29 protein-coding genes, 2 pseudogenes and 1 other annotated feature are annotated in these 25,595 nt (G+C 38.5%); of the genes and pseudogenes, 5 read left to right on the plus strand and 26 right to left on the minus strand.

All coding sequences use genetic code 11. The features are described 5' to 3' along the window. Positions 1 to 131 precede the first annotated feature (131 nt). Positions 132 to 770, minus strand: coding sequence for a YoaK family protein (locus tag FFM59_RS01780; protein ID WP_137601351.1), 639 nt, complete (start codon positions 768 to 770; stop codon positions 132 to 134). 192 nt (positions 771 to 962) lie between these two features. Here FFM59_RS01780 and FFM59_RS01785 point away from each other — a divergent pair. Beyond that, positions 963 to 1,677: pseudogene (locus FFM59_RS01785) on the plus strand (glycosyltransferase family 2 protein). Positions 1,678 to 1,875: 198 nt separating this feature from the next. Continuing rightward, entirely contained in the window at positions 1,876 to 3,081 is a 1,206-nt protein-coding gene (locus tag FFM59_RS01790; protein ID WP_263854032.1) for an acyltransferase, read from the plus strand. Between the two features lie 97 nt (positions 3,082 to 3,178). Here FFM59_RS01790 and FFM59_RS01795 read toward each other — a convergent pair whose 3' ends face one another. The 13 genes from FFM59_RS01795 to cysS form a co-directional block, all read right to left on the minus strand. Then, positions 3,179 to 3,445: a DUF4767 domain-containing protein gene (locus FFM59_RS01795; protein WP_225420269.1), complete on the minus strand. Its 267-nt coding sequence runs from the start codon at positions 3,443 to 3,445 to the stop codon at positions 3,179 to 3,181. Beyond that, entirely contained in the window at positions 3,405 to 3,662 is a 258-nt protein-coding gene (locus FFM59_RS09985; RefSeq protein ID WP_170175899.1) for a hypothetical protein, read from the minus strand. The genes FFM59_RS01795 and FFM59_RS09985 overlap by 41 nt, the downstream gene beginning before the upstream one ends. A 288-nt stretch (positions 3,663 to 3,950) precedes the next feature. Further along, complete coding sequence (rplL, locus tag FFM59_RS01800) at positions 3,951 to 4,319, minus strand: 50S ribosomal protein L7/L12 (RefSeq protein WP_137601354.1); 369 nt, start codon at positions 4,317 to 4,319, stop codon at positions 3,951 to 3,953. Between the two features lie 51 nt (positions 4,320 to 4,370). Next, entirely contained in the window at positions 4,371 to 4,871 is a 501-nt protein-coding gene (gene rplJ / locus FFM59_RS01805) for a 50S ribosomal protein L10 (protein WP_137601355.1), read from the minus strand. Between the two features lie 31 nt (positions 4,872 to 4,902). Beyond that, positions 4,903 to 5,018 (minus strand) — a sequence feature (ribosomal protein L10 leader region). A 37-nt stretch (positions 5,019 to 5,055) separates the two neighbouring features. Beyond that, positions 5,056 to 5,748 carry a 50S ribosomal protein L1 gene (rplA, locus tag FFM59_RS01810; protein ID WP_137601356.1) on the minus strand — a complete coding sequence of 231 codons (693 nt, stop codon included), beginning with the start codon at positions 5,746 to 5,748 and terminating at the stop codon, positions 5,056 to 5,058. Between the two features lie 92 nt (positions 5,749 to 5,840). Next, the gene (rplK, locus tag FFM59_RS01815; protein ID WP_137601357.1) at positions 5,841 to 6,266 is read right to left on the minus strand and encodes a 50S ribosomal protein L11; all 426 of its coding nucleotides are present in this window, start codon (positions 6,264 to 6,266) and stop codon (positions 5,841 to 5,843) included. 133 nt (positions 6,267 to 6,399) lie between these two features. After that, positions 6,400 to 6,948 (minus strand): transcription termination/antitermination protein NusG, encoded by a 549-nt coding sequence (gene nusG / locus FFM59_RS01820; RefSeq protein ID WP_137601358.1) that lies wholly within the window; start codon positions 6,946 to 6,948, stop codon positions 6,400 to 6,402. A 112-nt stretch (positions 6,949 to 7,060) separates the two neighbouring features. Beyond that, positions 7,061 to 7,240 carry a preprotein translocase subunit SecE gene (gene secE, locus FFM59_RS01825; RefSeq protein WP_137601359.1) on the minus strand — a complete coding sequence of 60 codons (180 nt, stop codon included), beginning with the start codon at positions 7,238 to 7,240 and terminating at the stop codon, positions 7,061 to 7,063. 14 nt (positions 7,241 to 7,254) lie between these two features. Beyond that, positions 7,255 to 7,404: a 50S ribosomal protein L33 gene (rpmG, locus tag FFM59_RS01830; RefSeq protein WP_137601360.1), complete on the minus strand. Its 150-nt coding sequence runs from the start codon at positions 7,402 to 7,404 to the stop codon at positions 7,255 to 7,257. Positions 7,405 to 7,479: 75 nt separating this feature from the next. Next, entirely contained in the window at positions 7,480 to 8,046 is a 567-nt protein-coding gene (locus FFM59_RS01835; RefSeq protein WP_137601361.1) for a sigma-70 family RNA polymerase sigma factor, read from the minus strand. Between the two features lie 280 nt (positions 8,047 to 8,326). Then, on the minus strand, positions 8,327 to 9,082 hold the full coding sequence (gene rlmB, locus FFM59_RS01840) for a 23S rRNA (guanosine(2251)-2'-O)-methyltransferase RlmB (protein WP_137601362.1): 756 nt from the start codon (positions 9,080 to 9,082) through the stop codon (positions 8,327 to 8,329). Next, positions 9,079 to 9,483, minus strand: a complete 405-nt coding sequence (locus FFM59_RS01845; RefSeq protein WP_137601363.1) for a Mini-ribonuclease 3 — start codon at positions 9,481 to 9,483, stop codon at positions 9,079 to 9,081. The genes rlmB and FFM59_RS01845 overlap by 4 nt, the downstream gene beginning before the upstream one ends. 1 nt (position 9,484) lies before the next feature. Beyond that, entirely contained in the window at positions 9,485 to 10,891 is a 1,407-nt protein-coding gene (gene cysS / locus FFM59_RS01850) for a cysteine--tRNA ligase (protein WP_137601364.1), read from the minus strand. 326 nt (positions 10,892 to 11,217) lie between these two features. Between cysS and FFM59_RS01855 the strand changes: the two genes are divergently transcribed. Continuing rightward, positions 11,218 to 11,766 carry a M15 family metallopeptidase gene (locus tag FFM59_RS01855; protein WP_137601365.1) on the plus strand — a complete coding sequence of 183 codons (549 nt, stop codon included), beginning with the start codon at positions 11,218 to 11,220 and terminating at the stop codon, positions 11,764 to 11,766. A 64-nt stretch (positions 11,767 to 11,830) separates the two neighbouring features. Here the strand turns inward: FFM59_RS01855 and gltX are convergent, their stop codons facing one another. From gltX to FFM59_RS01875, 4 genes are all read right to left on the minus strand, one after another. Next, positions 11,831 to 13,318, minus strand: a complete 1,488-nt coding sequence (gene gltX / locus FFM59_RS01860; RefSeq protein ID WP_137601366.1) for a glutamate--tRNA ligase — start codon at positions 13,316 to 13,318, stop codon at positions 11,831 to 11,833. Positions 13,319 to 13,409: 91 nt separating this feature from the next. Continuing rightward, a complete protein-coding gene (locus FFM59_RS01865) occupies positions 13,410 to 14,552 on the minus strand; it encodes a PIN/TRAM domain-containing protein (RefSeq protein WP_137601367.1) in 1,143 nt (380 codons plus the stop codon). 26 nt (positions 14,553 to 14,578) lie between these two features. After that, positions 14,579 to 15,949, minus strand: a complete 1,371-nt coding sequence (radA, locus tag FFM59_RS01870; protein ID WP_137601368.1) for a DNA repair protein RadA — start codon at positions 15,947 to 15,949, stop codon at positions 14,579 to 14,581. Positions 15,950 to 15,971: 22 nt separating this feature from the next. Beyond that, a complete protein-coding gene (locus FFM59_RS01875) occupies positions 15,972 to 16,508 on the minus strand; it encodes a dCTP deaminase/dUTPase family protein (protein ID WP_137601369.1) in 537 nt (178 codons plus the stop codon). Positions 16,509 to 16,646: 138 nt separating this feature from the next. Here FFM59_RS01875 and FFM59_RS01880 point away from each other — a divergent pair, with 138 nt between their 5' ends. Together FFM59_RS01880 and FFM59_RS01885 are read left to right on the plus strand one after the other, a co-directional pair. After that, entirely contained in the window at positions 16,647 to 16,931 is a 285-nt protein-coding gene (locus FFM59_RS01880; protein WP_137601370.1) for an N-acetyltransferase, read from the plus strand. Between the two features lie 64 nt (positions 16,932 to 16,995). After that, a complete protein-coding gene (locus FFM59_RS01885; protein WP_137601371.1) occupies positions 16,996 to 18,327 on the plus strand; it encodes a C1 family peptidase in 1,332 nt (443 codons plus the stop codon). 70 nt (positions 18,328 to 18,397) lie between these two features. Here FFM59_RS01885 and FFM59_RS01890 read toward each other — a convergent pair whose 3' ends face one another. The 8 genes and pseudogenes from FFM59_RS01890 to FFM59_RS01925 all read right to left on the minus strand — a co-directional run bounded on the left by FFM59_RS01890 (position 18,398) and on the right by FFM59_RS01925 (position 25,595). Next, complete coding sequence (locus FFM59_RS01890) at positions 18,398 to 19,069, minus strand: 2,3-bisphosphoglycerate-dependent phosphoglycerate mutase (protein ID WP_137601372.1); 672 nt, start codon at positions 19,067 to 19,069, stop codon at positions 18,398 to 18,400. A 169-nt stretch (positions 19,070 to 19,238) separates the two neighbouring features. Then, a pseudogene (locus FFM59_RS10365) lies at positions 19,239 to 19,589 on the minus strand (CHAP domain-containing protein); the annotation flags it as partial. Between the two features lie 657 nt (positions 19,590 to 20,246). Next, the gene (locus FFM59_RS01900; protein ID WP_137601373.1) at positions 20,247 to 21,185 is read right to left on the minus strand and encodes a DMT family transporter; all 939 of its coding nucleotides are present in this window, start codon (positions 21,183 to 21,185) and stop codon (positions 20,247 to 20,249) included. A 127-nt stretch (positions 21,186 to 21,312) separates the two neighbouring features. Further along, entirely contained in the window at positions 21,313 to 22,260 is a 948-nt protein-coding gene (locus FFM59_RS01905) for an AEC family transporter (protein WP_137601374.1), read from the minus strand. A gap of 100 nt (positions 22,261 to 22,360) precedes the next feature. Beyond that, a complete protein-coding gene (accA, locus tag FFM59_RS01910; protein WP_137601375.1) occupies positions 22,361 to 23,116 on the minus strand; it encodes a carboxyltransferase subunit alpha in 756 nt (251 codons plus the stop codon). A 2-nt stretch (positions 23,117 to 23,118) separates the two neighbouring features. Beyond that, entirely contained in the window at positions 23,119 to 23,907 is a 789-nt protein-coding gene (locus tag FFM59_RS01915) for an acetyl-CoA carboxylase carboxyltransferase subunit beta (protein ID WP_137601376.1), read from the minus strand. Further along, entirely contained in the window at positions 23,888 to 25,225 is a 1,338-nt protein-coding gene (locus FFM59_RS01920; RefSeq protein ID WP_137601377.1) for an ATP-binding protein, read from the minus strand. Before FFM59_RS01920 ends, FFM59_RS01915 begins: the two co-directional genes overlap by 20 nt. Before the next feature lie 4 nt (positions 25,226 to 25,229). Further along, the gene (locus FFM59_RS01925) at positions 25,230 to 25,595 is read right to left on the minus strand and encodes an acetyl-CoA carboxylase biotin carboxyl carrier protein (protein WP_137601378.1); all 366 of its coding nucleotides are present in this window, start codon (positions 25,593 to 25,595) and stop codon (positions 25,230 to 25,232) included.

Below are 25,595 nucleotides of genomic sequence, written 5' to 3' on the forward strand. Positions count from 1 at the left end.
TTTACTTGATAATAGAAAATGGCACCAGTATAAATTCACAAAGTGAATCTCTATCAGTACCAAATATTGTAGAACCAAAATACAAAACACCCTGTCAAAAATCAGAGTGTTTTTTTGTGCTCACTATCCGATTAACGCTCAGGATTAACCATTAAAATCATCGCGGTGATGGCCACCATGACGGCTGAACAAACAATCGCCAATTCTTTTAACATCGGTACCAGTAAGCCCATTAAAACGGCCCCGGCCACAAAGCTTAAAATAATGGTTCCCATGTCAATCGCCTTGGAACGCGCTTTACTTTGGCCGACTAACCAGCTATTAAATAAACTTTCACCCAATGTGTGCAAATTTCCTGTCATCATCAACGACGTAAATGGGCCCCCTTTGAGTTGTCTAAACTCTTGTAATTGACCAGCTGCGACAATTGATAAAATCGCCGTTGCCATCATTTGTGGAATGTGTGTACCTAGAAGTGCCACAACCACCATTAAAACGCACTCATAAATTAAGACAAAAATTTCATGCCGTTTTAAACTATCTGAAAGTTCAAACCGGTACTGAATAAAACGAATAATAATTGCTCCCAAAATAAATGCTAAAATCGACACGATGTATTTTAGTAACTGCCCATAATCACCCTTACTAACTTCAACCCCAATTAAAATGCAATTTCCGGTCTGTAAGCCAGACAAAACACCTCCATGGAGTAAGTAGGTATACGAATCTAAACTACCAGCGATACCGGCTAATAAGGCCCCAAAATACAATCGCTGATGCCGTGGAAATGCTTATGTTTGTGCTTGCAAAAATAACTCCTCCCCATCAATAACTTCAATTTATGTGTATGATGTCATAAATTGAAAACCATGTCTAACAACAAGTCTTGTCCTTTGAGCTGAATAATTGCTTTTTCAATGAGTAATCGGCATAATGACCAAAAAATAATTGAGGTATGTATTATGGAAAAGATATCCATTGTAATTCCAACCTATAATGTCGCTGGTTATTTAGAACAAACACTGGAAAGCTTAGCTGCCCAAACTCGACCATTTGAATTGTGGTTAATTGATGACCATTCCACTGATCAATCAGCACAACTGGCGGAAGCGTTCACGCGTGACCATCCTGATTACCACTTTCACCAGTTCACGCAACATCAAAGGCATCAGTGCCGCTAGAAATTATGGTATTGAACATGCAACTGGGGATGCAATTGCTTTTGTCGACGGGGATGACGCGTTAGATCCATTATTTGTTGAAACTCTCGCTGATTCGTTTACAGATGGCGTTGTCGCCGCTGCTGTTGGCTATGTTTGGCATGGTAGTCGAACAACCGTCAATCATCCAATCAAAATTAACCAACGCGAAATGTTCAATCAAGTTTCTTCTCACGGATCTGAAATTGGCGGTTATGTCTGGAATAAAGCCTTTGCCAAAACGGCAATTGATGCAATTAATTTGCGGTTTGATGAAACATTGCCGATTGCAGAAGATTATTTATTTACATCTGCCTTTGTAGCAAATACAGCTGGCAGCTATGCCTACAATCCCAAACTGCTATATACCAAAATAAATCGCCCGAACAGTACAATTCACACTGCCAGTTTTAAAAATCGACAAATTGAACGGGAAGTCTTCAAACAAATTAATGGTTTAAAACACTTAGTTCAATAATCAAAAATAATAGGGATCTGTGACACAAAATGTGAATTTTGTTACAGGTCCTTTATTTATGTCCATTGATTCACCATCCACTTCATACTATCTTCGCTAAGTATTAAAAAAGATGACACTTTTTGCTCCTCAAATCGTCCACAACTTAAGCCTAACATGAGTAGTATTGTTCACAGCTTAATGTGACAGGAAAGAAAGGTGATCGACTTGCAGCAAGACCACACCACCCCTAGAAAACGGAACTATTTATATGAAGTTGATTTTATGCGAATCCTTTTTATCAGTGGCGTTCTTTTGAATCATACCGTTAATATTTTTATGAGTGCCATGAACTCAACCAGTATGTCTTACGATGATTTGCAGAGCATACGTCTAATGATTCATTTCAGTCGCATGGGTTTTATGTTCATGAGCGGCTTGGTGCTAACCATGAATTACTATAACAATCACAATTGGCGCCGCTTTTGGAAAAAGCGTTTCAATGGTAGCATTTGGACTTATTTAATTTGGAATTTAATTATTTTTAGTTTATCCATTTTCTTTGGCGTCATGCATGCCCCACATCATTTTTTGATTACATATGTAGGTCATCTCTTTCAAGGTGACTTGCAATACATGTACTATTTATTAGTCACCATGCAATTATATTTAGTCTTTCCTATCATTACCTGGCTATTCCACAAATGGCCGAATCAACATAAACAGCTGTTAGTGATTAGTTTTATTGTTCAACTAGCCCTAACAAGTTTAATTAAATACAAACTCTGGTATGTAGATACTTCACATTGGCCATATTGGTTTCATGCCTATAGTATTAATGTCTTTACTTATCAATTTTTCTTTATCTTTGGTGCTTATGCAAGCCAACATTATAATGAACTTACCAAGTTTGTAAACAAACATATTAAGATAATTAGTATCATCTTCGCTGGATTATCGCTTGGAACCATTCCTTTTTATCGCATCTTGAATCTGGGTATTTTACAGCTTAACTCTGACCACGTTCGGTCAGCATATCAACCTTACCTCATGGTTTTTGATACTATGGCCATCCTGTTTATCTTTTGGCTAGGTAAACGATATGCTTCTTGGCGGGCTACGCATCCAGCGGCTTTATTTTCTCGTGTTATTGGAACTGGTGCCAAAATAAGTTTTGGTATTTATTTAGATCAAATCATTGGGCTTCTATTATTGGAATGGGTATTGGCGCAATTGAGTCTGCCTGATTTACTCTTACTATTACTCGTGCCAATCGGCTGGTTATTTGTTTTGGCTATTTCATTTATCATCGCCTGGATATTCTATAAAGTTTCACCATTTGGTTTACTCATTGGTAGGCCCCAACTACACTGGCGTGATATTAATAAATTTTGGCGATATCGAACTTCAGAAAAAGAAAATTAACTTGATAATAACTGCACTACATTAACCTAAAAAACGATGAATCTTTTTTGAAACTATGCGTTTCTAGATTGATTCATCGTTTTTATTTGAATAAAGATTATTCTGCTATTTCTGCAAAATTGGACTTAACTTCATTATTTTGCGTTTCAGTTAATCTCGGTCCGCCATCACGTGATTGGTCAACTAACGCTACTGGTTGACCATCATGGAAGGCAAACACATACGTGATGTGATTTGGTAATGGTGGTTGTGTGCTATCGTAATTATAGATGGCGACAACGTTATATTCGTAATTACCCATTCCATCAGCACTCCAACCAATACTAGTGCTTTCTCCATTGATTAATGAAATTTTGTAATTCATTATCCTTAGTATCATTCCAAAGCGTGGTTGATTTTGATTCACTCGCTGCTTTGGCTTTGGCAGAGCTTGATACATTAGCACTATTCTTGTTAGTAGTTGATGTTGATGTTTGACTACTTTTGTTGGTATTATTCGTACTGCCTTGTGTGCCACAACCTGTCAAAATCAACAAGCTCACTCCAACCATTAACACAACTTTTACCCTATTTTCACCCATATTAATCCCCACCCTGTTTTGATAGTTAACCAATGTTTCCTCCCAATCAGTAACATTCCAATCACTACTGACGACATTAGTATATCTTAAATGATTGGGTTATCAAAGAAATCATTTAAATTAATTCCAAACTACAATATAAATTTTAGTATACAAAAAAATCCCACCAAGACATAACTTTGTAGGATTTTAGACAGGAAAACATGACATTTTCCTTGATTTTAACAATTACCATACGGAACAAAAGACTTGTTTCATAAGGACATTGTTTCAAATTTATAAGTTGTATTACTTAAGAGTAACAACTCCACCGACTTCTTCAAGTTTTGCCTTGATGTCGTTAGCTTCGTCTTCTTTAACGTCTTCTTTGATTACAGAAGGAACGTCATCAACAAGACCCTTAGCATCTTTCAAGCCAAGTCCAGTGATTTCACGAACTGCCTTGATAGCTTTAACTTTTTGGTCGCCTGATTCAGTAAGTTCAACAGTGTATGAATCCTTAACTGCATCAGTGTCTCCACCAGCAGCGCCAGCAACTGCAACTGGTGCAGCAGCTGAAACGTCGAATTCTTCTTCGATTGCCTTAACTAAGTCGCTAAGGTCTGAGATTGATGCTTCTTTTAATGAAGCAATGATTGAGTCTTTATCAAAAGCCATTATATTGTCCTCCAAATATTGTGTGTGTTTGTTTTTTTGTTTGTTACTATATTATGCAGCGTCTTCGCCCTTTTCGATAACAGCGTTAAGCGCATAAGCCACGTTGCGAACAGGTGCTTGTAGCATTGATGCCAATGTAGCAAGTAATTCTTCTCGACTTGGTAATGTAGCAAATAAATTGATCTTATCAAGATCGGCAACACTCTTTTCGAGAATACCACCCTTGATTTCAAGTGCCTCAAATTCATCTGAGAACTTCTTCAAGAGCTTGGCTGGTGCAATAGCATCTTCGTTAGAAAATGCAACGGCACTAGGTCCAGCAAAGACGTCGTTCAATTCAGCATAACCAGCTGCTTCAGCTGCACGAACCAATACAGTATTTTTAATTACTGATAATGAAACGCCAGCATCACGAAGTTCTTTACGTAGACGTGTGTCTTGTTCAACAGTTAAACCACGTAAATCAACAACGATTGCAGATTCTGCTGCCTTGAAACGATCAGCGACTGCTGAAACAGTTTCAGCTTTCTTTGCGATTGTTTGTTCACTCATATTTTTTCACCTCCAAAATTTTAATCATGTAGGATTTAATAAAAAATCCCTATGCCCACCTAGACATAGAGAAGAAATTTAGCTTCCTCGGCAGGTAATAATTATGGCTTGCGCCGCCTGAGTCTTAGGTGAATTATTTAATTGAACTAAGATAGTATAACAATCTGACGAGAAATGTCAAGAATTAAAGTGATGTTACATCAACATTAACACTTGGGCCAAATGTAGATGCAAGTGAAACATGTTTTACATATGTTCCACGAACTGAAGCTGGACGAGCTTTAAGAACTACATCTGAGATAGTCTTAAGGTTTTCAGCCAACTTAGCTGCATCAAATGAAACTTTACCAGTTGGAACATGAACATTACCGTCACGATCAGTACGATAAGTTACCTTACCGGCTTTTGATTCAGAAACAGCCTTTGTCACGTCCATAGTAACAGTTCCAGTTTTAGGGTTAGGCATTAATCCCTTAGGTCCTAAAGCACGACCTAAACGACCAACTTGAGCCATCATGTCTGGTGTTGCGATAGCAACATCAAAGTCTAACCAGCCATCAGAAATACGAGCAACTAGGTCATCGTCACCAACGACATCTGCACCAGCAGCTTCGGCTTCTTTAGCTTTGTCACCCTTAGCAAAAACAACAACCTTTTGTTCTTTACCAGTACCGTTAGGAAGTACTACGGCACCTCGTAATTGTTGGTCTGCTTGTTTTGTATCAACGTTTAAATTGAAAGCAACTTCAATGGTTGCATCAAATTTTGCAAAATCAATTTCTTTAACCAAGTTGATAGCTTCGTCAACAGTGTATGATTTTTCAGCATCCACTTTCTTGACAGCATCTTGGTACTTTTTACCTCTATTTTGAGCCATTTGTGTTTTCCTCCTTGCAAAATGTGGTCAAACGGAGTTCCCTCCCACTTGGTACATTCATTTTTATGAAGTACCCGACTGTCACGGTTATATTAACCTTCGACTTCGAAGCCCATACTGCGTGCAGTACCTTCGATCATGCGCATTGCTGATTCAACATCAGAAGCGTTTAGATCTTGCATTTTAGTTTCGGCAATTTGTTGCACTTGAGCCTTGGTAACCTTGGCTACTTTCTTAGTGTTTGGTTCACCGGAACCGTGTTCAACACCTGCGGCTTTCTTCAAAAGAACTGAAGCGGGTGGTGTCTTAGTGATGAAGTCGAATGAACGGTCTTCGTATACACTAATCACAACGGGAATTAATAGTCCTGCTTGGTCAGCAGTACGTGCATTAAATTCCTTTGTGAAACCCATAATATTAATTCCTGCTTGTCCAAGCGCTGGTCCAACTGGTGGCGCTGGAGTTGCCTTACCGGCTGGAATTTGTAACTTAACAACATTAGCTACTTTTTTTGCCATGAGACATAACCTCCTTAGGTCATTGTGGTAATCATGGGACATTAGATTTGTCCCTCCCACTACATATGCCAAAAACATACTTAATGAGTTTACCACAAAAAAAGCACTGGTTCAACGACCAATGCTGTAAAAATTAAAGTAATTTATCTACTTGATCAAAATCAAGTTCAGTTGCAGTTTCACGACCAAACATTTCGATATTAACCTTTAATTTCATTTTTTCATTATCAATTTCAGTAATTTTACCGGTTAAATCAGCAAAGGCACCTTCAACAATTTTGATGGTTTCACCGACTTCAACGTCAAGCTCTTGATGACGAGCACTCATCCCCAAACGACGCAAGACAAGTTCAACTTCATCTGGTAACAATGGAGTTGGTTTTGAACCACCACCATGAGAGCCAACGAATCCAGTAACGCCAGGAGTGTTACGAACGATATACCAAGCTTGGTCAGTCATAACCATTTCAACTAGTACATATCCAGGAAAGGTTTTTTGGATGGATTCTTTTGCTTTACCATCTTTAATTTCACGCACTTCTTGTTCCGGAACCACAATCCGAAAAATGAATTCTTCCATCCCCATTGATTGAGCTCGGGATTCAAGATTACTTTTTACTCGATTTTCATATCCAGAATAAGTATGCAATACGTACCATTGTTTTTCAATTGATTCAGCCACGATATAATCTCCTATTTTTTTAAATCAGAATCATAAACAAAATAAAAAAACTTCGCACTAAACGAAGTCCTCAACAAACAAAGTATATCAAAATAATAACTATTTGACCACACTATTTAGTAAAAATGAGCAAACCGGACTCGATTAACCAGTCGAATAATGCAAAAAATAGCATGAAAAAGACTGATAATGAAACAACAACTGCAGTATCTCGACGATTTTCTTTGACAGTTGGCCAAACAACGAGTTTCATTTCTTTTACGACATTTTTAATGAATCTAAATAAATGCATTGGATGTTCTCCTCCTACTTTGTTTCTCTATGTAGCGTGTGTTTTCCACAGTATCTACAAAATTTTTTAACTTCTAACCGCACTTGGCGATTAGGATTAGCTGTAATTATATAATTGCGTGAACCACAAACGGAACACGCCAAAGCCACTTTAGTATGGGCCATAAACGCCACCCCACAATCCATATTATAGTATCATGCTTAGCTAATTTATGTCAACGGTCTTCCACTAAAACGATTTTACTTCATCGCTAACTTTAATTTTTTTCGACATCGACTTAAGGCGCCATCAATACTACGTTGATCACATTTCAATAGTATTTTAATTTCAGAACGTGTTCGTCCTTTGACAATTAAATCAAAGACATTTAATTCAAACGGTGAACAATAAGTGAGAAACTCATCAATTTGAGTATGACAAATTGCGCATTCATCTGGTTGAGATCGCGAGTAATCTACCAATACTTCATTTTCTTCATCGCTGGTAATAGTTTCGTTTACGTACTCAATCCGCTTTTCACGGCGAATAATGTCAAATGCCCGATTACGTAAACTAATTTTAAAAAAACTACCGAACGTCGCACCATTATTTTCATCAAATTGTCGGATGACCTTTAAACAAACAATTCGTGCTTCCTGCTCCCAATCTTCACGATCATACTGTTTAAAGTAATATTGACGTTGCATCTTATGAACCAATGGTAAATACCTTTTAAATAAAGCTGTAAAACTGATTGAATCTCCTGCGTTAAACCGCGTGATTAATTCCGTATCAGATATCAAATGTTTTGCAGTTCCCTCGTACATACTTCCTCCTGAGGCATAAAAAATTTGTTTTGAATATACCTATCTTTCCTAATATACCGAAACCGATTTTTAGCACAAGCGAACATATGTTTATTATTCATAATTCGGACAATATGCACCCTTTTATGAATATTACATGAGCATTAAAAAAATTCAATGAGCAAAATTTATCATTTGCTCATTATAATCCAAGATAGTATTTCAACGCACATAACATTTCATGGCATAACGTAACTGGTATTAAAAAACTATTTAAGCTTTCACCTAAATAGTTGTCTTTCTATAGTTGATGTCTTGAATTAAAACCTTGATAAATTAACAAACTAGCAGCGACACTAGCATTTAATGACTGTACGTGTCCAATCATTGGAATGGTCAACATTTCATCAACCGATTTTTTCAATAGTTGTGAAATTCCTTTGCCTTCGTTACCAATGATTAATGCAGATGGTCCTTTAGCGTCCCAACGACGGTAATCAGTTCCGTTCATGTCAGTCCCAAAAATCCAAACATTGCGTTTTTGTAATTCTTTGACGGTTTGCACTAAGTTAGTGACTTGGACTACTGGGACGTGTTCAATTGCCCCAGTCGAGGTTTTCGCCACCACAGAAGTAAGACCAACTGCGCGTCGTTTTGGAATAATAATTCCATGCACACCAGCTGCATCAGCAGTTCTCATAATAGAGCCTAAATTATGAGGGTCTTCAATTTCATCTAAAATTAAAAAGAATGGATTTTCATTTGCCTGTTCGGCCTTATCAAATAAATCATCCAGTTGTGCGTACTGATATGCTGAAATGGCCAGCACTACCCCTTGATGTTTCTGATGGTCAGTCAACAAATCTAGTTTCGACTTAGGTACATTTGAAATCACAATGCCTTTTTCACGTGCCAATTTAACGATGTCTTTAATAGTGTCAGACGTTAACGCATCTTGTAAAAATAATTTGTTGATTGATTGGTCTGTTTTTAGTGCTTCAGTGACCGCGTGCCGACCAATGATAAAATCCGTTGCTTGTTTTTGTTCTTCGCTCATTCTGTTCTCCCTGCTTCTACTTGGTCAATGCACCAGTTGGCAACTTCATCTAATCGTTCCGGCTGATTACTTAATTTCAAATATCCCATCAAAGCTTCAAAGCCGGTTGAAATACGATAAGTCAGCACATCTGTATTTTTGGCATGGGTATGACTGTTGGCGTTTCGACCACGTTTAAAGAAATCCCATTCTTCTTTATTGAGTAATTCATCTTGTTGCATTAAATCGATTAAGGCAGCCTGTGCCTTGGCAGAGACGAAATGCGTGGCTGTGTGATGTAGCTTGGTAGGCTTAGTATAGCCTTTGCTTAATAAATGTTCTCGAACATATACCTCATAAGCTGCATCCCCTAAGTAAGCCAAGGCAATTCCGTTAACCTGTTGATAATCTACTTTTGACATTCTATTCCTTCCTGTAACGCGTTCCATTTGGTGTATCTTCAATGATAATTCCTTGATTCTTTAAATCGTCTCGAATTTTATCACTCATCGCAAAGTCTTTATCAAGTCTGGCTTGATCACGTTGAGCAATTAGTTCCATAATTTTAGCGTCATCAAGCGTTTCAACACTTAATTCGATGCCAAAGACTGCGACTAACCGTTGTAAAGTCGTCTTTAATAAAGTTAAATCATCTTTTAGAACCACTTCACGTTCAGCATAAACATTGCTATACTTCACTAATTCATACACGACTGCAATTCCATTTTGTACATTAAAATCATCATCCATCGCTGCCGTGTACCGACTGACGTAATTATCGACTTCCGCTGTTACATCTGTGGACGATCCTGGTTGAGCATCATTTAACCGATAATCTAAATTTTCAAACGCATTTTGGATATGCGACAAATTATTTTGCGCATCCGCAATATTTAATGGACTATATTGAATTGGCCGACGATATTGGGTAGTTGCCATAAAGAAACGCAACACCTGAGGATCCAAATTTTTGATGATATCATGAACCGTCACAAAGTTACCAAGTGATTTACTCATCTTTTCATTGTCTTCACCTACTGTGACAAATCCATTGTGCATCCAATAGTTAGCAAATTTTTGGCCGGTTCTGGCCTCACTTTGCGCAATTTCGTTTTCATGATGTGGAAATTGTAAATCTTGACCACCACCATGAATATCAAACGTATCGCCCAAGTACTTGGTAGACATCACGGAACATTCGATATGCCATCCTGGTCGCCCTTTGCCCCATGGTGAATCCCAATTGATTTCATCGGGTTTAGCGGCTTTCCAGAGCGCAAAATCAATTGGATCTTCTTTTTTTTCAAATTCCTGCGAATCAACATGGCGACTTGCCCCAACCTCTAAATCATCAATTGATTGGTCGGATAGTTCACCGTAGTGCTTAAATTTGCGAGCACGATAGTAGACATCCCCCTCAGATTCATAAGCAAAGCCCTTATCAATTAAATCCGCAATAAATTCAATAATTTCTGGAATGTTTTCTGTCGCGCGTGGATGCATCGTTGCCGGTTCGATATTCACCGCCTCGGTATCTTCCATAAATGCATTAATAAATTTATCTGCTAATTGTGGAACTGTAATTCCTTGTTCATTCGCTGCTTTGATCATTTTATCATCGACATCGGTAAAGTTAGACACGTAATCAACCGTATAACCACTGAATTCAAAATAGCGCCGAATTGTATCAAAAGCAATTGCGCTCCGGGCATTACCAATGTGAATATAATTGTAGACCGTCGGACCACACACATACATTTTGACCTGTCCGAGATTTATAGGGACAAATTCTTCTTTTTTTCTTGTTAGAGTATTATAAATTTTTAGCATGCATTTTACCCCTTAAACGTTGTTAGTAATAGTATTTTACCACACTCCGAATTAGATACAAAAAAATGAATTTAAAAAAAAAAATTGAACTTTTTTGCAAAAAATCACACATTTTTCACAAATACATGTTATTATATATCTTGTAGTTAGGAAGAAGAAATTATTTCCGACTGCAAACCTATATTTTTCAATTACTCCTCCCAATAGTAACCGAAAAATAGTTACGAAATCCCCCAAGATTTTCGTAATACTCCTCAAAAGATGGCTCCCGCCATCTTTTTTTATACACTTTTTTATTGAAAGCCATTACGTACGAGGTATACGACATGAACAATGAATTTATAGATATTCAACAACTTGATCCCGAAATCTATGTTGATTTAAAATATGCGACTAAAGATAATTTTACAAAACAAATAATTTACGATTTTTCAACTGCAATTGCTAGAACTCAAACGGCCGAAAAATTAGCCGTTGCTAGTGAGCTTGTGAAAAAATCTGGTTTCCGATTAAAAGTCTGGGATGCTTATCGGCCGGTGACGGCGCAAAAGAAGTTATTTGACATTTATCCGGATCCACAATGGGTCTTACCACCAAATCCTAATGCCAGTCATCAAAAGGGTGTGACCTTTGATTTAACCCTCTGTGAGCCAGATGGAACCAACCTACCGATGCAAAGTGCATTCGATGAATTTGGTCCTAAAGCCAAGCGCAGTTATCGTCGCAAACCATACCAGGAACATAATTATCAAATTCTGAATCAAGCCATGCTGGCAGCTGGCTTTGTTGGTTATATTGATGAATGGTGGGATTATCGCGACAGTGAGATGGATAACATTTCACCTGCCTCAGCTAACCCGAATGATTTTAAATAAATATAAATATGTGCACCAAAAAACGGATAAAAGCCAGTTGGTTTTTATCCGTTTTTTTATCTTGTTAACTTAATTCATTAATCATTTCGTCAAGATTCTTAATTGATTGTTCATAACCAATTAATTCAATTGATTCAGGCAGTTCTGGGCCATGCATCTCATGCGTAATTGCAATTCGAATTGGCATCCATAACTTGCGACCCTTAATCTTGGTATCCTTTTGAATACTCTTGATTGTCTTTAAGACTTTGACTGTATTCAAGTAATCAACGTCCGCAATACGAGCACGGAATTCTTTCAAGACAGTCAAAGCATCGTCTTCAGCTAATTCAGCACGCGCTTCATCATTAATATCTGCAGGGCCATGGAAAAATGGCTTAGCAAATGGTAAGATTTCGGCTGCGTAACTGATTTCACGCTTGAACAAGCTCACTAACTTACGAGTCCATTCCATCTTCATTGGATCAGCATGTTTTTCAAGCAACCCTGCTTCAATTAATTGAGGCAGTGCTAAATCAAAGACTGCATCTTCATCCGCATTCTTCATGTATTGGTTATTAACCCATTCAAGTTTCTTTCCATCAAATGCAGCAGGTGATTTGCTTAAACGTTTTTCATCATACATTTTAATAAATTCTTGACGAGTAAAGATTTCATCTTCACCAACTGGTGACCACCCAAGCAAAATAATGAAGTTTAACATGGCTTCAGGTAGGTACCCCAATTCACGATATTGTTCAATAAATTGAAGCACTGATTCGTCACGTTTGCTTAACTTTTTACCTGTTTCAGAGTTAATAATTAAACTCATATGACCAAATTGTGGTGCTTCCCAACCAAAGGCTTCATAAATCATCAATTGCTTAGGCGTATTAGCCACGTGGTCATCCCCACGGAAAACATGAGAAATTTCCATGAGGTGATCATCAATCACAACAGCAAAGTTATACGTTGGCATGCCGTCACGCTTTTGAATGACGAAATCGCCACCGATAGTCTTTGATTCAAACGATACATCACCTTTAACCAAATCAGTCCAGGCATAAGTAGCCCCTTCAGGCACGCGGAAACGAACAACTGGTTCCAGTCCGTTAGCTTCAGCATCAGCCTGTACTTGGGCGATTTGCTTGTCATCCATGCCAGCATATTCATAAACGTAATGAGGCATTTCCTTGCGAGCTTTTTGAGCTTCACGATCAGCTTCTAGTTCATCTTCCGTCCGATATGACTTGTAAGCTAAACCTTTTTCCAGCAGTTGATTAATGTAATCTACATAAATATCTTTACGTTCAGATTGACGATATGGTCCAAAATCTCCACCTACATCAGGACCTTCATCCCAATCTAAGCCCAACCATTTTAGATTATCTAATTGGCTGCGTTCACCATCATCGATGTTCCGTTTAGTGTCGGTATCTTCAATCCGTATGATGAACTTTCCTTTATTGTGTCGTGCGTACAAATAATTAAATAGTGCTGTACGCGCATTTCCAATATGCAAGTGTCCAGTTGGACTTGGTGCGTATCGTACTCGGATTTTGCTTTTAGCCAAAATATTACGCCTCTTTCATGTATTGATAGTAAATGACTATCTACTTTTTTCAAACCATCTATTAGTTTACAAGTCTCAGAAAAAAAATCAATTATCTACTGTTATTTTTTGAATCTGTATGTTTATCGTTGATATTCTTGGTTGAATGCACTGGACGAGCAAAAATCATCCGACCGGAATCAGTTTGCAAAGCACTAGTTACTTCAACTTCGATATGATCATTTAAATAATAGCGACCATCTTCAACCACAACCATTGTCCCATCATCTAAATAGGCAACTCCTTGTTGTCGTTCAGTCCCATTTTTAACAACCATGACATTAAGTTTTTCACCAGGTAAGACCCGTGCCTTCAATGATGAAGTCAATTCGTTGATGTTCATCACTTGGACATTTTGGAATTGAATTACTTTATTCAAGTTATAGTCATTGGTCACGATGACGCCATCGACTTCCTTAGCTAAACGAATTAACTTGCTATCTACTTCAGGAATGTCTTCAAAATCACCTTCATACATTTCAATTGGGACGATTTTTTCGCTTTGCAGTTTGTTTAAAATGTCCAATCCACGGCGACCACGAACCCGTTTAATACTATCGCTAGAATCCGCGATATATTGCAATTCGTACAAGACAAAATTAGGAACTAATAAAGTTCCTTCAATGAAACCTGTTTTGACAATGTCATAGATTCGACCGTCAATCAAAATATTAGTATCCAAAATTTTGTAGTGATGATAGTTAGCATCTTGTTTGGATAAAACACTGCCAGATTCACCATCAGTTTCTGGGGTTCCCTTTGAACGCCGTGACTGCATTAACGCACGCCAATCATCTAATCGAGTAGTTCCAATTCGAAAACCTAAGTACCCGAATGTAACCATTAAGATAATCGGAACAACGTTGTTCAACACTGGCACGTGTGAATTCCACAAGGGTGTCGATACAAGGACCGCTAAAACCAGTCCAATAATCGTTAGAAAACTCCCAAATAACAAGTACACAGGACTTTGCTTGGTTAAATAGTTTTCCGTACGATTTACCAATCGTTCAATATATCCCCCAAGTGGTAATGACAGCAACCAAAAAATAATTGCACCAATCAAGATATCGCTAAATAATAACCCAATTCCGGGTAAAGTGACTCCTGTCATATTCCAAAACATTGGTAAGTAGTAAAAGCCTAACGCAGCTCCAACAACAACGAATAATGATCTAATAATATGTTTTCTCATAATTTAATTACACCTCCCTTCTTCAGTTAGTCTAACGCAAGTTTAAGTGATTCGACAAGTGTAGCTACACCAATCACTTGGATTCCCTTAGGTGGCGTCCAACCTTGTAAATTATTCTTAGGGACAAAAATCCGTTTAAAGCCTAATTTACGGGCTTCTGCCACCCGTTCTTCAATGCGATTAACACGGCGAATTTCACCAGTTAAACCGACTTCACCGACGAATGCATCTGTAGGCCGTGTTCCTTTGTCTCGGTAACTTGAGGCAATACTCATCGAAATAGCCAAATCTATCGCTGGTTCATCTAATTTGACACCACCAGCCGCTTTTAAATAGGCATCCTGATTTTGAAGCATCAAATTCGCCCGTTTCTCAAGCACTGCCATTAAAAGGGAAACTCGGTTTCGATTTAAGTCACTCGCTGTCCGTTGGGCATTGCCAAAGACAGTCGGTGTAACTAGCGCCTGAATTTCTACTAAAATTGGACGCGTTCCTTCCATAGAAACCACGATGGCTGATCCAGTTGCATCCTTCAGCCGTTCTTCCAAAAACATCTCAGATGGATTTGACACTTCGTACAATCCACCATTTTGCATTTCAAAAATGCCCAACTCATTTGTGGAACCAAAGCGATTCTTGACCGAGCGTAAAATTCGATAGGCATGGTGTAAATCGCCCTCAAAATAAAGCACTGTATCAACCATATGTTCCAAAATTTTAGGCCCCGCAATGGCGCCACCTTTGGTCACATGGCCAACGATAAAGATCGTAATATTATTGCTTTTACCAATTTGCATCAGTTCTGCGGTGACTTCGCGAATTTGGGCCACACTCCCAATCGCCGAAGTTACATCTGGTTCCATCATTGTCTGGACAGAATCAATAATGACATAATCTGGTTTCATTGTTTCAATGGTGGCGCGGATACTAGCCATATCAGTTTCCGGATAAATGTAAAATTGATCTCCGGTTACGTCTAAACGTTCCGCACGCATTTTAATTTGGTTGGCACTTTCTTCACCAGAAACATACAGCACTGTGCCACCCGTTTGGTTTAATTGTCCTGATACTTGTAAGAGGAGCGTTGATTTCCCAATCCCAGGATCTCCACCAATCAAAATCAAAGAACCAGGGACAATTCCGCCACCCAAGACGCGATTCAGTTCCGGCATTTTAGTCTGTACTCGTGGTGTATCTTCTGAATGAATGTCACTAATCCGTGTTGGTTTAGTTTTATTCCCATCAATGGTAATTCGGGAGCGGCTTTGGGCCGATTCTGGTTGCACCTTTTCTTCCACTAACGTGTTCCATTCACCACAATTAGGACACCGCCCTAAAAATCTGGGAGAACTATATCCACAATTTGAACATACATAGACTGTTTTTGCTTTAGCCATTAATACTCCTCCACCTCCTAAATTATTTCTTGGTTGATCCAAAGCCACCAGTGCGGTCGCTTTGAGGTTGTTCTTCATCATCAGCCGTCAAGAATGGCATAAAGATTCCTTGACCGATTCGTTCACCTTTTTTAATCACTAAATCCTTCACGCCATAATTAATTAATTGGAAAAATATTTCACCCTCATTACCTTCATTGTCGAAGTAATCAGCATCCACGATTCCAACCCCATTTGGTAAAATTAACCGACGTTTTAACGGCCCACTCGAGCGGTTTACCAGCATTAAAAATTCACTTTCTGGCATGTAGGCTTTAATACCAGTTGGTACTAAAACTGGCTTCAATGCATTATTAGCATCTAAATAATCGTCATCTGACAGCTCAATGTTGTGCAATAAGCCCTTAATGATTTTAACAAATTTTAATTTCCAAATTGAAGGTAACACGAAATCTTCTGAGCTTTCAAAATCATACCCAGCGGCTTGTCGAGTCTGGCGCTTTGGCAAATTGATATTTTGATCTGCTTTTTTTGATACTACTTGAAATCCCCGTAACATATAATTCACCTCATCTGTTATTTACCTTTTAATTATAAGATATGGCAAAATATATTGATACTACTTTATCGGCTTGAATTGACAATCGTGTGTATTATCGTTTAAATTTTAATTAACCTCTCAGAAAGTTGGCTTTTCATGACATATAATTACACCTCAGATCATCTAATTCTTAGTGACACCAATTATCCAATTATTGGCGAAATTTATTTTCCTTCGATTGCCACAGATAATTCAATTGCGGTCTTAGAACACGTTTTTGTGCACCCAGATTTTGACGCGACTGAAATTGGTGCTCAACTAATTGCTGAATTTGTCAGTTATGCTACCCAAAATCAGCTCACCATCAAATTATTAGACCCTTGGACAAAAACTGAATTTGCCAAACACCCTAGTTATCAAAAAATACTAGTGAATGAGTAAAAAGGACGCAGTTTTAACCTACTTGCGCTACAATTAAAGATATACATTAAAGGAGAGTGACTTCATGAGTTTTGAAATTGATCAAACAAAATTAAACGAGTATCAACAACAATTAGCAAATGAACCACAAGCGAAAGTGTTAGAACGAACTGTGACTAAAAATGGTATTTTAGCCAGCAGTTATGATTGGCATGCTGCCGTTGAATCAGATCCAACATTTTCAATTGACCTAGATACGGGTGACGTGGCCAATCAAAAACAATCTGGCCGTTGTTGGATGTTTGCAGCCCTCAACACGATGCGTCATGACATGGCCAATAAATTAGGCCTGAAAAAATTTGAATTATCACAGTCTTACACTTTTTTCTGGGATAAATTTGAAAAAGCTAACTATTTCTACGAAAACGTTTTAAATACAGCCACACAATCTGCAGATAGTCGCGAAGTTGCTTTCTTGATGGCCACTCCACAGCAAGATGGTGGTCAATGGGACATGCTTTGTGCCTTAATTGAAAAATATGGTATCGTCCCACAATCTGTCATGCCAGAAACTTACAGTTCTTCTAAATCTAATGAAATTAACACCGTTTTAAACAAAAAACTACGGAAAGACGCGATTACTTTACGAACACTCGTGGCTAATCATAGTGATGATTCACAAATTGACGCTGCTCGGAATCAAATGATGTCAGAGAACTATCGTATTTTAACTTATACCTTTGGCCAGCCACCGGTTAAATTTGATTTTGAATATCGCGACGAATCCAAACAATATCATATTGAAAAAGATTTAACTCCACAAAGCTTCTTCAAGAAATATATTGGCTGGAATTTGGATGATTACGTTTCAATCATCAACTCCCCTACGGATGACAAGCCCTACAATAAAACTTACACCATTGATATGCTTGGTAATGTCGTTGGTGGTCGTGCAGTCAAACATTTGAATGTAGAAATTGAACAATTCAAACAATTGGCCATTGCTCAACTAAAATCTGGCGAAAGCGTTTGGTTTGGTTGTGACGTAGGTCAAAGTTCAGAACGTCAGCAAGGAATTATGGACCTAAACGTCTATGCTAAGAGTGAACTTTTCAACACAGACTTTTCAATGACCAAGGCCGAACGTCTTGATTACGGTGAGAGTTTAATGACTCATGCCATGGTCTTGACTGGTGTTGATTTGATTGATGGACAACCAACTAAATGGAAGGTTGAAAATTCATGGGGACCAAAAGTCGGAACCAAAGGCTATTTCGTGATGACCGATGCTTGGCTAGATGAATATTGTTACCAAATTGTGGTTAACAAAAAGTTCCTCCCCGAAGATTTGTTAAAGGCGCAAGCCGAAGAACCAATTACATTGAAACCTTGGGATCCAATGGGTGCTTTAGCATAATATCCATTTAAATAACTTTTGACTTAAAATAGTGTGTTACTTCATCGTTAATTGAAGTAGCACACTATTTTTATTCTAATATCTGTTTTTGAATGACATTTAATTTTGAGTCAAGTTCATAGACGATTGGTTGCCCATTGGGGACTTCCACCGAATTTATTTGATCATCTGGTATTTGATCTAGATACTTGATCAGTGCTCGTAAAGAACTGCCATGTGCCACAATCAACTGATTCTGACCGTCTATCAATTGTCCGGCTATTACATCATTCCAATATGGTAATAGGCGCTCTTGCGTCATTTTAAGGCTCTCAGACAATGGTATCTGAACCCCTAAGCGGTCATAACGACGTTCATGATCTCGTTTTGACAATTGTGGGGGTACTTCTGAATAACCTCGGCGCCATTTAGCGACCTGTTCAACGCCAAATTGTTGTTTGGAATCATCCTTGTTCATACCACGAAGTGCACCATAATGACGCTCATTTAAACGCCACGTTTTGTGGATAGGTAAATATGATTGATCAATCTCATCACAAATTAAGTTTGCAGTCGTAATTGCGCGTTGTAACATCGATGTGTGGACATCGCTAAAGTGAATATTCAAATTTTTAATTCGCTGAGCCGCCATCTGTGCCTGCTTAATTCCCTTGGCGGTTAAAGGCACATCAGACCACCCTGTGTACACATTGTCTCGATTCGCCTGACTTTCGCCATGACGGGTAATAACTAATTTGACCAATGCTTCCACCTCCGATTAATACCGCCTATTATATCACGCAAATTTGACTCTTTTTGGTTTTTCTGCAATTTAATAGTCGTACTAGTATTAATTACTAAAAATTTAAGCCAAATAAAAAATGCTAATTTTCGAGTTGAAAATTAACATTTTAAAATAATTAAATTTAAGTTTATTGGTGAATGTAAGTCAAACCAGCAGCACTAATTGTTTGATAGTTAGGACCTGCAGGACTACCAAAGCCTAAACCACCTTGTGAAATAATGATTGTGTTATTAGCAGCATTGTATGATTGAACATAGGCAACGTGACCATAAGAAGCATCAGCTGTCCAGCCACCAACGGATTGTCCACCAGCAAAGGAAACGATAGTTCCAGCAGCTGGTGTACTGTTTACAGTAAAGCCTTCAGCGGCAGCACTGGCACCCCATTGGTTACCATTGCCCCAGTGATTACCTGCCCATGATGCGACATTCTTAACATACCAAGTACATTGACCCCAGGCGTATGCATTACCTGCTGAATCATAAGAAACGTGTGTTGAACCAGGTGTAGCAGGTGCTGGTGTTTGTTGATCTGAACTTGAATCAGCAGGTGCAGCTGAAGTAGTGTCAGTAGAAGCAACAGTTGAGTCAGCAACGGCTGATGATGCAACTGCAGATGATGCAACAGTGGTATCGGCAACAGCTGATGAAGCAACTTCTGAAGTTGCGTCGCTAGTAGCGCCTGGAATTTCAATAGTGTGACCAGCAATGATCAAGTTAGCATCAGCAAGCTTGTTAGCTTTAACGATGTCATCGATTGATACATTGTATTTTGCAGCGTAAGCTGAAACTGTGTCGCCTGATGCAATGTTGATTGTGTCTGCATTAGCTACTTGTGTTCCTACTACGAATACTCCTGCTGCTACTAAAGTACTGATTAATGCTTTTGTTGCTACTGATTTACTCATATTACGCTCCTATATTGTTTGTTTAGCCTTGAATGGCTTTTCTTCTTGATTTATCGTACGAGGAATATACTAGCATGCTTAGATTTCGTTAAAATGCCAGAAGCGTTACAGATATTTACAAGTATTACAGCAGTATTACATAATCATTCGTCCACCCCAACATGGCGCGGTTTGAAATTTTTAATTTTTTTAAAAAAATGTGGAAATTTTTTGCCTTTTTTGTGTTTTTTATACTCTTTGGCGTTTTTTATTACCTAAGAAGGCCACAAATGACCCGGCAATTATTACAAGAATTCCGACAATTGTCGTTGGAAGTACGTCCTCACTAAGTAACAGAGCGGCGAATATTGGGGCTAAAGCTGGCTTAATGAAAAAGACTAATGAGGCTGTCGAAACGTCAGAGAGTTCCATTGCCATGAAATAAAATGCAAATCCTCCACCTGTGACTCCAACACCAACGAAGAATAATAGCCAGAAATATTGTGGAGTAACATTGTTGAAAAATGGAATTGCACTAAATTGTTTAAGCCAAGAAACGTGATTCATCGCTGTTGCCACTGCTGGAATTTTAGTAATGAACATGATTACCATCAGCTCGACTGAACCAATCAAAAATGTAAAACAGGTCATTGTTATACCGTCAAAACCGCGACGTAGTGATCCATATCTAGAAATGATGCTATACAATCCAAAGGTCAACGCAGATGAAATTGACAGTGTGAGTCCTAGAGGATTCGTTAAATGGGTTGGATTAACAATAATCAGTAACCCAATTAAAGAAACAACTACTGAAATTAAGTTAGCTCGGCCAAGACGTTCTTTTAAAATTAAATTTGAAAAAATTAATGCAAAGACAGGGTTGGAACAAAAAACCACCGCTACAGTCGATGCTTTATCATATGTAATTGCCAATTGAAACAGTGTCATACTGACAACCAGACACATCAAGCCAGTGAGCGCAAACAACTTTAAATCTGCTAAATGAATCATTGAATTGCTCATCCGCAATGAATGAATCGCAAATGGCAAAAGCACAATGCCACCAATTGTAAATCGAATCCAGTTAATTTGGATTGGATTAAATGCCCCTCCTGTTGATTTCAATGTAATTTCCATTAAACTAAAAAGCACCGTTGATAACGCGATGTATAACCCTGTTCTTTTCAAAATATTCTCCTTATTCTCTTATGTAATAAAATAATGGCCGAGACAAGATTATCATCTCATCTCAGCCACATCTATTGTCCAATCTGCACAGACTAAATGTGGTCAATAAGTCTATGATACTACTTTTTTAAATCATCGTTTTGATAATAACCATCAAAATAGGTACCACAATGATGCTAAGTAACGTGGTTTCCGTGACCATGATGGCGGCGTAATCCGCATCCGCATCATACAATTTAGAAACAACTGGCGCATTAGTCATGACAGGCATTGCAGCTTGTAAAATGAAGACTTGTTTCATCAAATCTGACATGCTACTTGGCAAGACTAAAATCATCATTAAAATTGGTGAAAAAATAAATCGACCAATGATAATTCCTAATGAATCAGGATTAAGTCGCATTCGCGAAATACCCGCATTTGATACGGCTATCCCGATAAACAGCATTGATAAAGGAATGGTTAGCCCACCGATATAGTCTAAATCGCTCACGATAAATGCTGGCAATTTAATATGCAAAATTACAAAGATAACTCCAACCACAAAACCCATCAATGGTGGTGAAAAGACTTTCTTAACAGTGGTCCAGATATCAATTTTAACTTTACCCATCCCGTCTTTTTGAATTAGATAAACGCCTAAAGTCCAAAAGAAGGTCGTATTGGCCATGTAATAAACTAAAACGTAGGGTAAGGATTTATCACCAAACAAAGCTAAATTAATTGGTAATCCGACAAACACTGTATTTGAGTTAAAGAACATTGATGAAAAGAGTCCCGCATGTGATTTTTTAATATGTAATGCATTAGACACGGCAAATGACAATGCAAACAATATTAACATTGAAATAACTGGATATCTCAAATCAGGTAACAATGTTTTTAAATCGTGGGCGGTAAAATCACGCATAATGGTGGTGATCATGTATGCTGGTAGAGCAATTTGTGTAACTAACTTTGACAAAAGACGAGTGGAATTTTCATCAAACCACTTTTTTTCTGCCAATATGTATCCAATCACGACCATGATTAGAATAATCAAAACTCCCGAAACACTCGATAAAAAGACTGACACTTCTATGCCTCCAAAATATGTAATGTAAAAAGTATAGCACACGTATCAAGGATTAAATTGCAAAATAAAAAAGCCGTACCACCTGGTAGGGCTTCCATTCTTACTTCCAGGTGTTCAACACTTGGTTAAATTTATTACTGCGATCTGTAATTAATTCTTCTGCTGATAATGGTGTTAATGAAGACACATGTTTTTTCAATGCCGTTTTTAAATTGATGACTAAATTCTGATTTTCCAAAATAGTTTCATCATTTACTCCAATTTTTAACAGCTGACTAGCTGTCATTGGCAGATATTCACTGACGTCATCGTCGGTAGTAATAATAGCTGCAACTGCTTCTGGAGAGGCCACGGAAAATAAGGCCGATTCAAGCATTAAAATCCGGTTGGCATTCGATAAAGCTAGTGCCCCACCACTATGACCTTCACCAAGAAAGACAGCAATATTCGGAACGGTCAATGCACCCATTTTACTCATTAAATCTGCAATGGCTTGGCTCTGCCCGTGATCTTCAGAGTCAACACTAGCATCAGCGCCAGGCATATCAATCAGTGAAATCACTGGACGGTGGAACTTTTCTGCCGCCACTATCATTCTTAAAGCTTTACGATAGCCACTGACTCGTACTTGTCCACCATTAAATCGTTGGCGTTCTTGCATACTATGACCACGATTAACTGCGAGTACCGTCACCGGCATGCCTTCAAATAGAGCAATTCCGGCCGTCAGGGCAGGATCATCCCCCAAAACTCGATCTCCATGAATTTCGGTAAAATCCGTCACAATTTGGCCTAATAAGTCAGCACTAGAGATTCGATGACTACTTCTGATAATTTGAAGCTGTTTATCTAGCATGTTTATTCTCCTTGGTGCAATTTCAACATTTTCCCGACATAGTCAGCAATAGCAGCTCGTTCAATCACGTCATCTAACAAGCCATGTTGCTTTAAATGATCAGCATCTTGAAAATCAACTGGTAACTGTTCGTTAGAAATAGTTTCAATCACGCGACGACCCGCAAATCCAATTTGGGTATATTTTTCGGCAATCACAATATCACCTTCAAAGGCAAAGCTAGCCGAAACGCCACCCATGGTTGGGTCCGTTAAAACATTCATCGAAAACAAGTCTTGTTGGTCAAAAGCTCGCTTCGCATTGAGAATCGTGTTCATTTGAAGTAATGAATAGATGCCTTCTTGCATTCGCGCTCCACCAGAGGCAATGAAAATGACGATGGGTAATCGTCGTTGTGCACCTTCTAAATACAATTGCTTAATAATCATGCCCACAGCAGTATTCAGCGTTCCCATCATAAAATGAGTGTCCATTACCCCGATTAATGTTGGCTGTGCCTTGATTTTGGCTTGACCAATCACCATTGCTTCATCTAATCCACTTTGCTGATGTGCTTTAGCTAGTTTTTGGGTGTATTCTGGCACATTCAAGTGGTTTGTCGATTCAACATTCGTGTCAATTTGACTAAATGAATTCGCATCAACCACTTGATTAATTCGTTGTTGCGCCGTGAGCCGTAGATAACGATGACAATGTGGACATTGCTTATAAAAGCCCCACTCTAGTTGGTTCACATGAGCATTGCAAAATGGACATTTACTCCACGTTCCATTAGCTGGTAAGTGACTCATATTGTTTCACCATCCCCGCATCTAACGTTTCGATTGTAAATGAGTTTTGCTGATACTTCGTGTTATCCATAATTTGCTGTAACAACTCTAGATTGGTATCAATACCACTGATTCTTACTTCTGACAAAGCTTGTTGCATTTTTTGAATGGCAGCCATTCTAGTCTCACCATGTACAATAATTTTTGCTAATAAGGCATCATAGTATGGCGTAATCTTGTCACCAGTTTGGTAGCCAGTATCAACTCGGACATCGGCTGGCACCTCAAACGTGTCCAAACGTGCTTCTTTTGAATTCAGATTCATGGTAATCCGAGCTTCAATTGCCACTCCACTATGAGTTGGTGTATTTTCACTGGCAATTTTTCCTTGGCCTGAAGCCAGTTGTAGCTGTAATAAAACCACATCTAATCCAGAAGTTGCTTCAGTCACACCGTGTTCAACTTGTAATCGGGTGTTCATTTCTAAGAAATAAAAGCGGTCTTCACAAAACAAAAATTCAACCGTGCCTAGCCCTTGATAACCGACCCCATCAAGCAATTGATGAACTGCTTGACCGAGTTCTCGCCGTTGAGCGCCAGTAATAAAAGTCGCCGTACTTTCTTCAATCACCTTTTGGCGACCAATTTGCAACGTGCAATCACGGTCACCTAAAATTTGAATATGCCCCTTTTGATCACCAATAATTTGAATTTCAATATGGCGCGCTTGGGTTAAAACTTTTTCCAAATAAATTTCACCATTCGCGAACGCAGATTGTGATTCACCTTTGGCTAACTGAACCATATTGTCCAATTCTTCTAGGCGTGTAACTTTTTTGATTCCTTTACCGCCACCACCACGACTGGCTTTGATTAACAAAGGAAAACCAAGTTTTGTCGCTGCTACGGTAATTTTTTCTGTATCGTCGATGACTTGTGTCCCTGGAATAATAGCAACTCCTCGACTCGCTGCAAATTTACGAGCAGACGCTTTATCACCCATCAAGGCAATAATTTCAGACCGAGGTCCTAACCATTGAATCCCGCACTGTTCACACATTTGCACAAACATTCCATCTTCTGCTAAAAAGCCATAGCCCGGATGAATTGCATCAACATTCGCAATCACCCCAGCCATTAAAACTGCTTCACGATTCAAATAAGACGCCGTGGCTGCAGATGACCCAATACAAAAAGCTTCATCTGCCATTTGGACAAATGTCGCATCTTTATCAACAGTCGAATAAACTGCAACTGTTTTTATATTTAATTGTTGGCAAGCCCGAATCAATCGACAGGCAATTTCTCCACGATTAGCAATTAAAACTTTTTTAAACATGACCCTAAATATCCTCGTTTAATTCAATCTCAAATAAGTTTTGGCCGAATTCAACTGCTGCTCCATCAGCAACTAAGACCTTCGTTATTTGACCTTCTACCCCAGCAACTAACTCATTATAGAGTTTCATGCTCTCGATTTGACCTAAGACGGCAGTCTTGTCTACCACGTCACCAACCTTGATTGGCTGCTCATTTTGATGAAAGATGCCAATCATTGGGCTAGTAATGACTTCCGTATCGGAATCAACGATTTGTTCGGAACCATCTCGATCAATTTCCAGTTCGAAATCATCAATTTTAATTCGAGCATGTGTGAAATCTATTTTTTTTAATTGTGAAATTAAAGTATTAATTTGTTTTACATTCAT

The organism is Paucilactobacillus nenjiangensis, from assembly GCF_005405445.1.
Taxonomy (GTDB): Bacteria; Bacillota; Bacilli; order Lactobacillales; family Lactobacillaceae; genus Paucilactobacillus; species Paucilactobacillus nenjiangensis.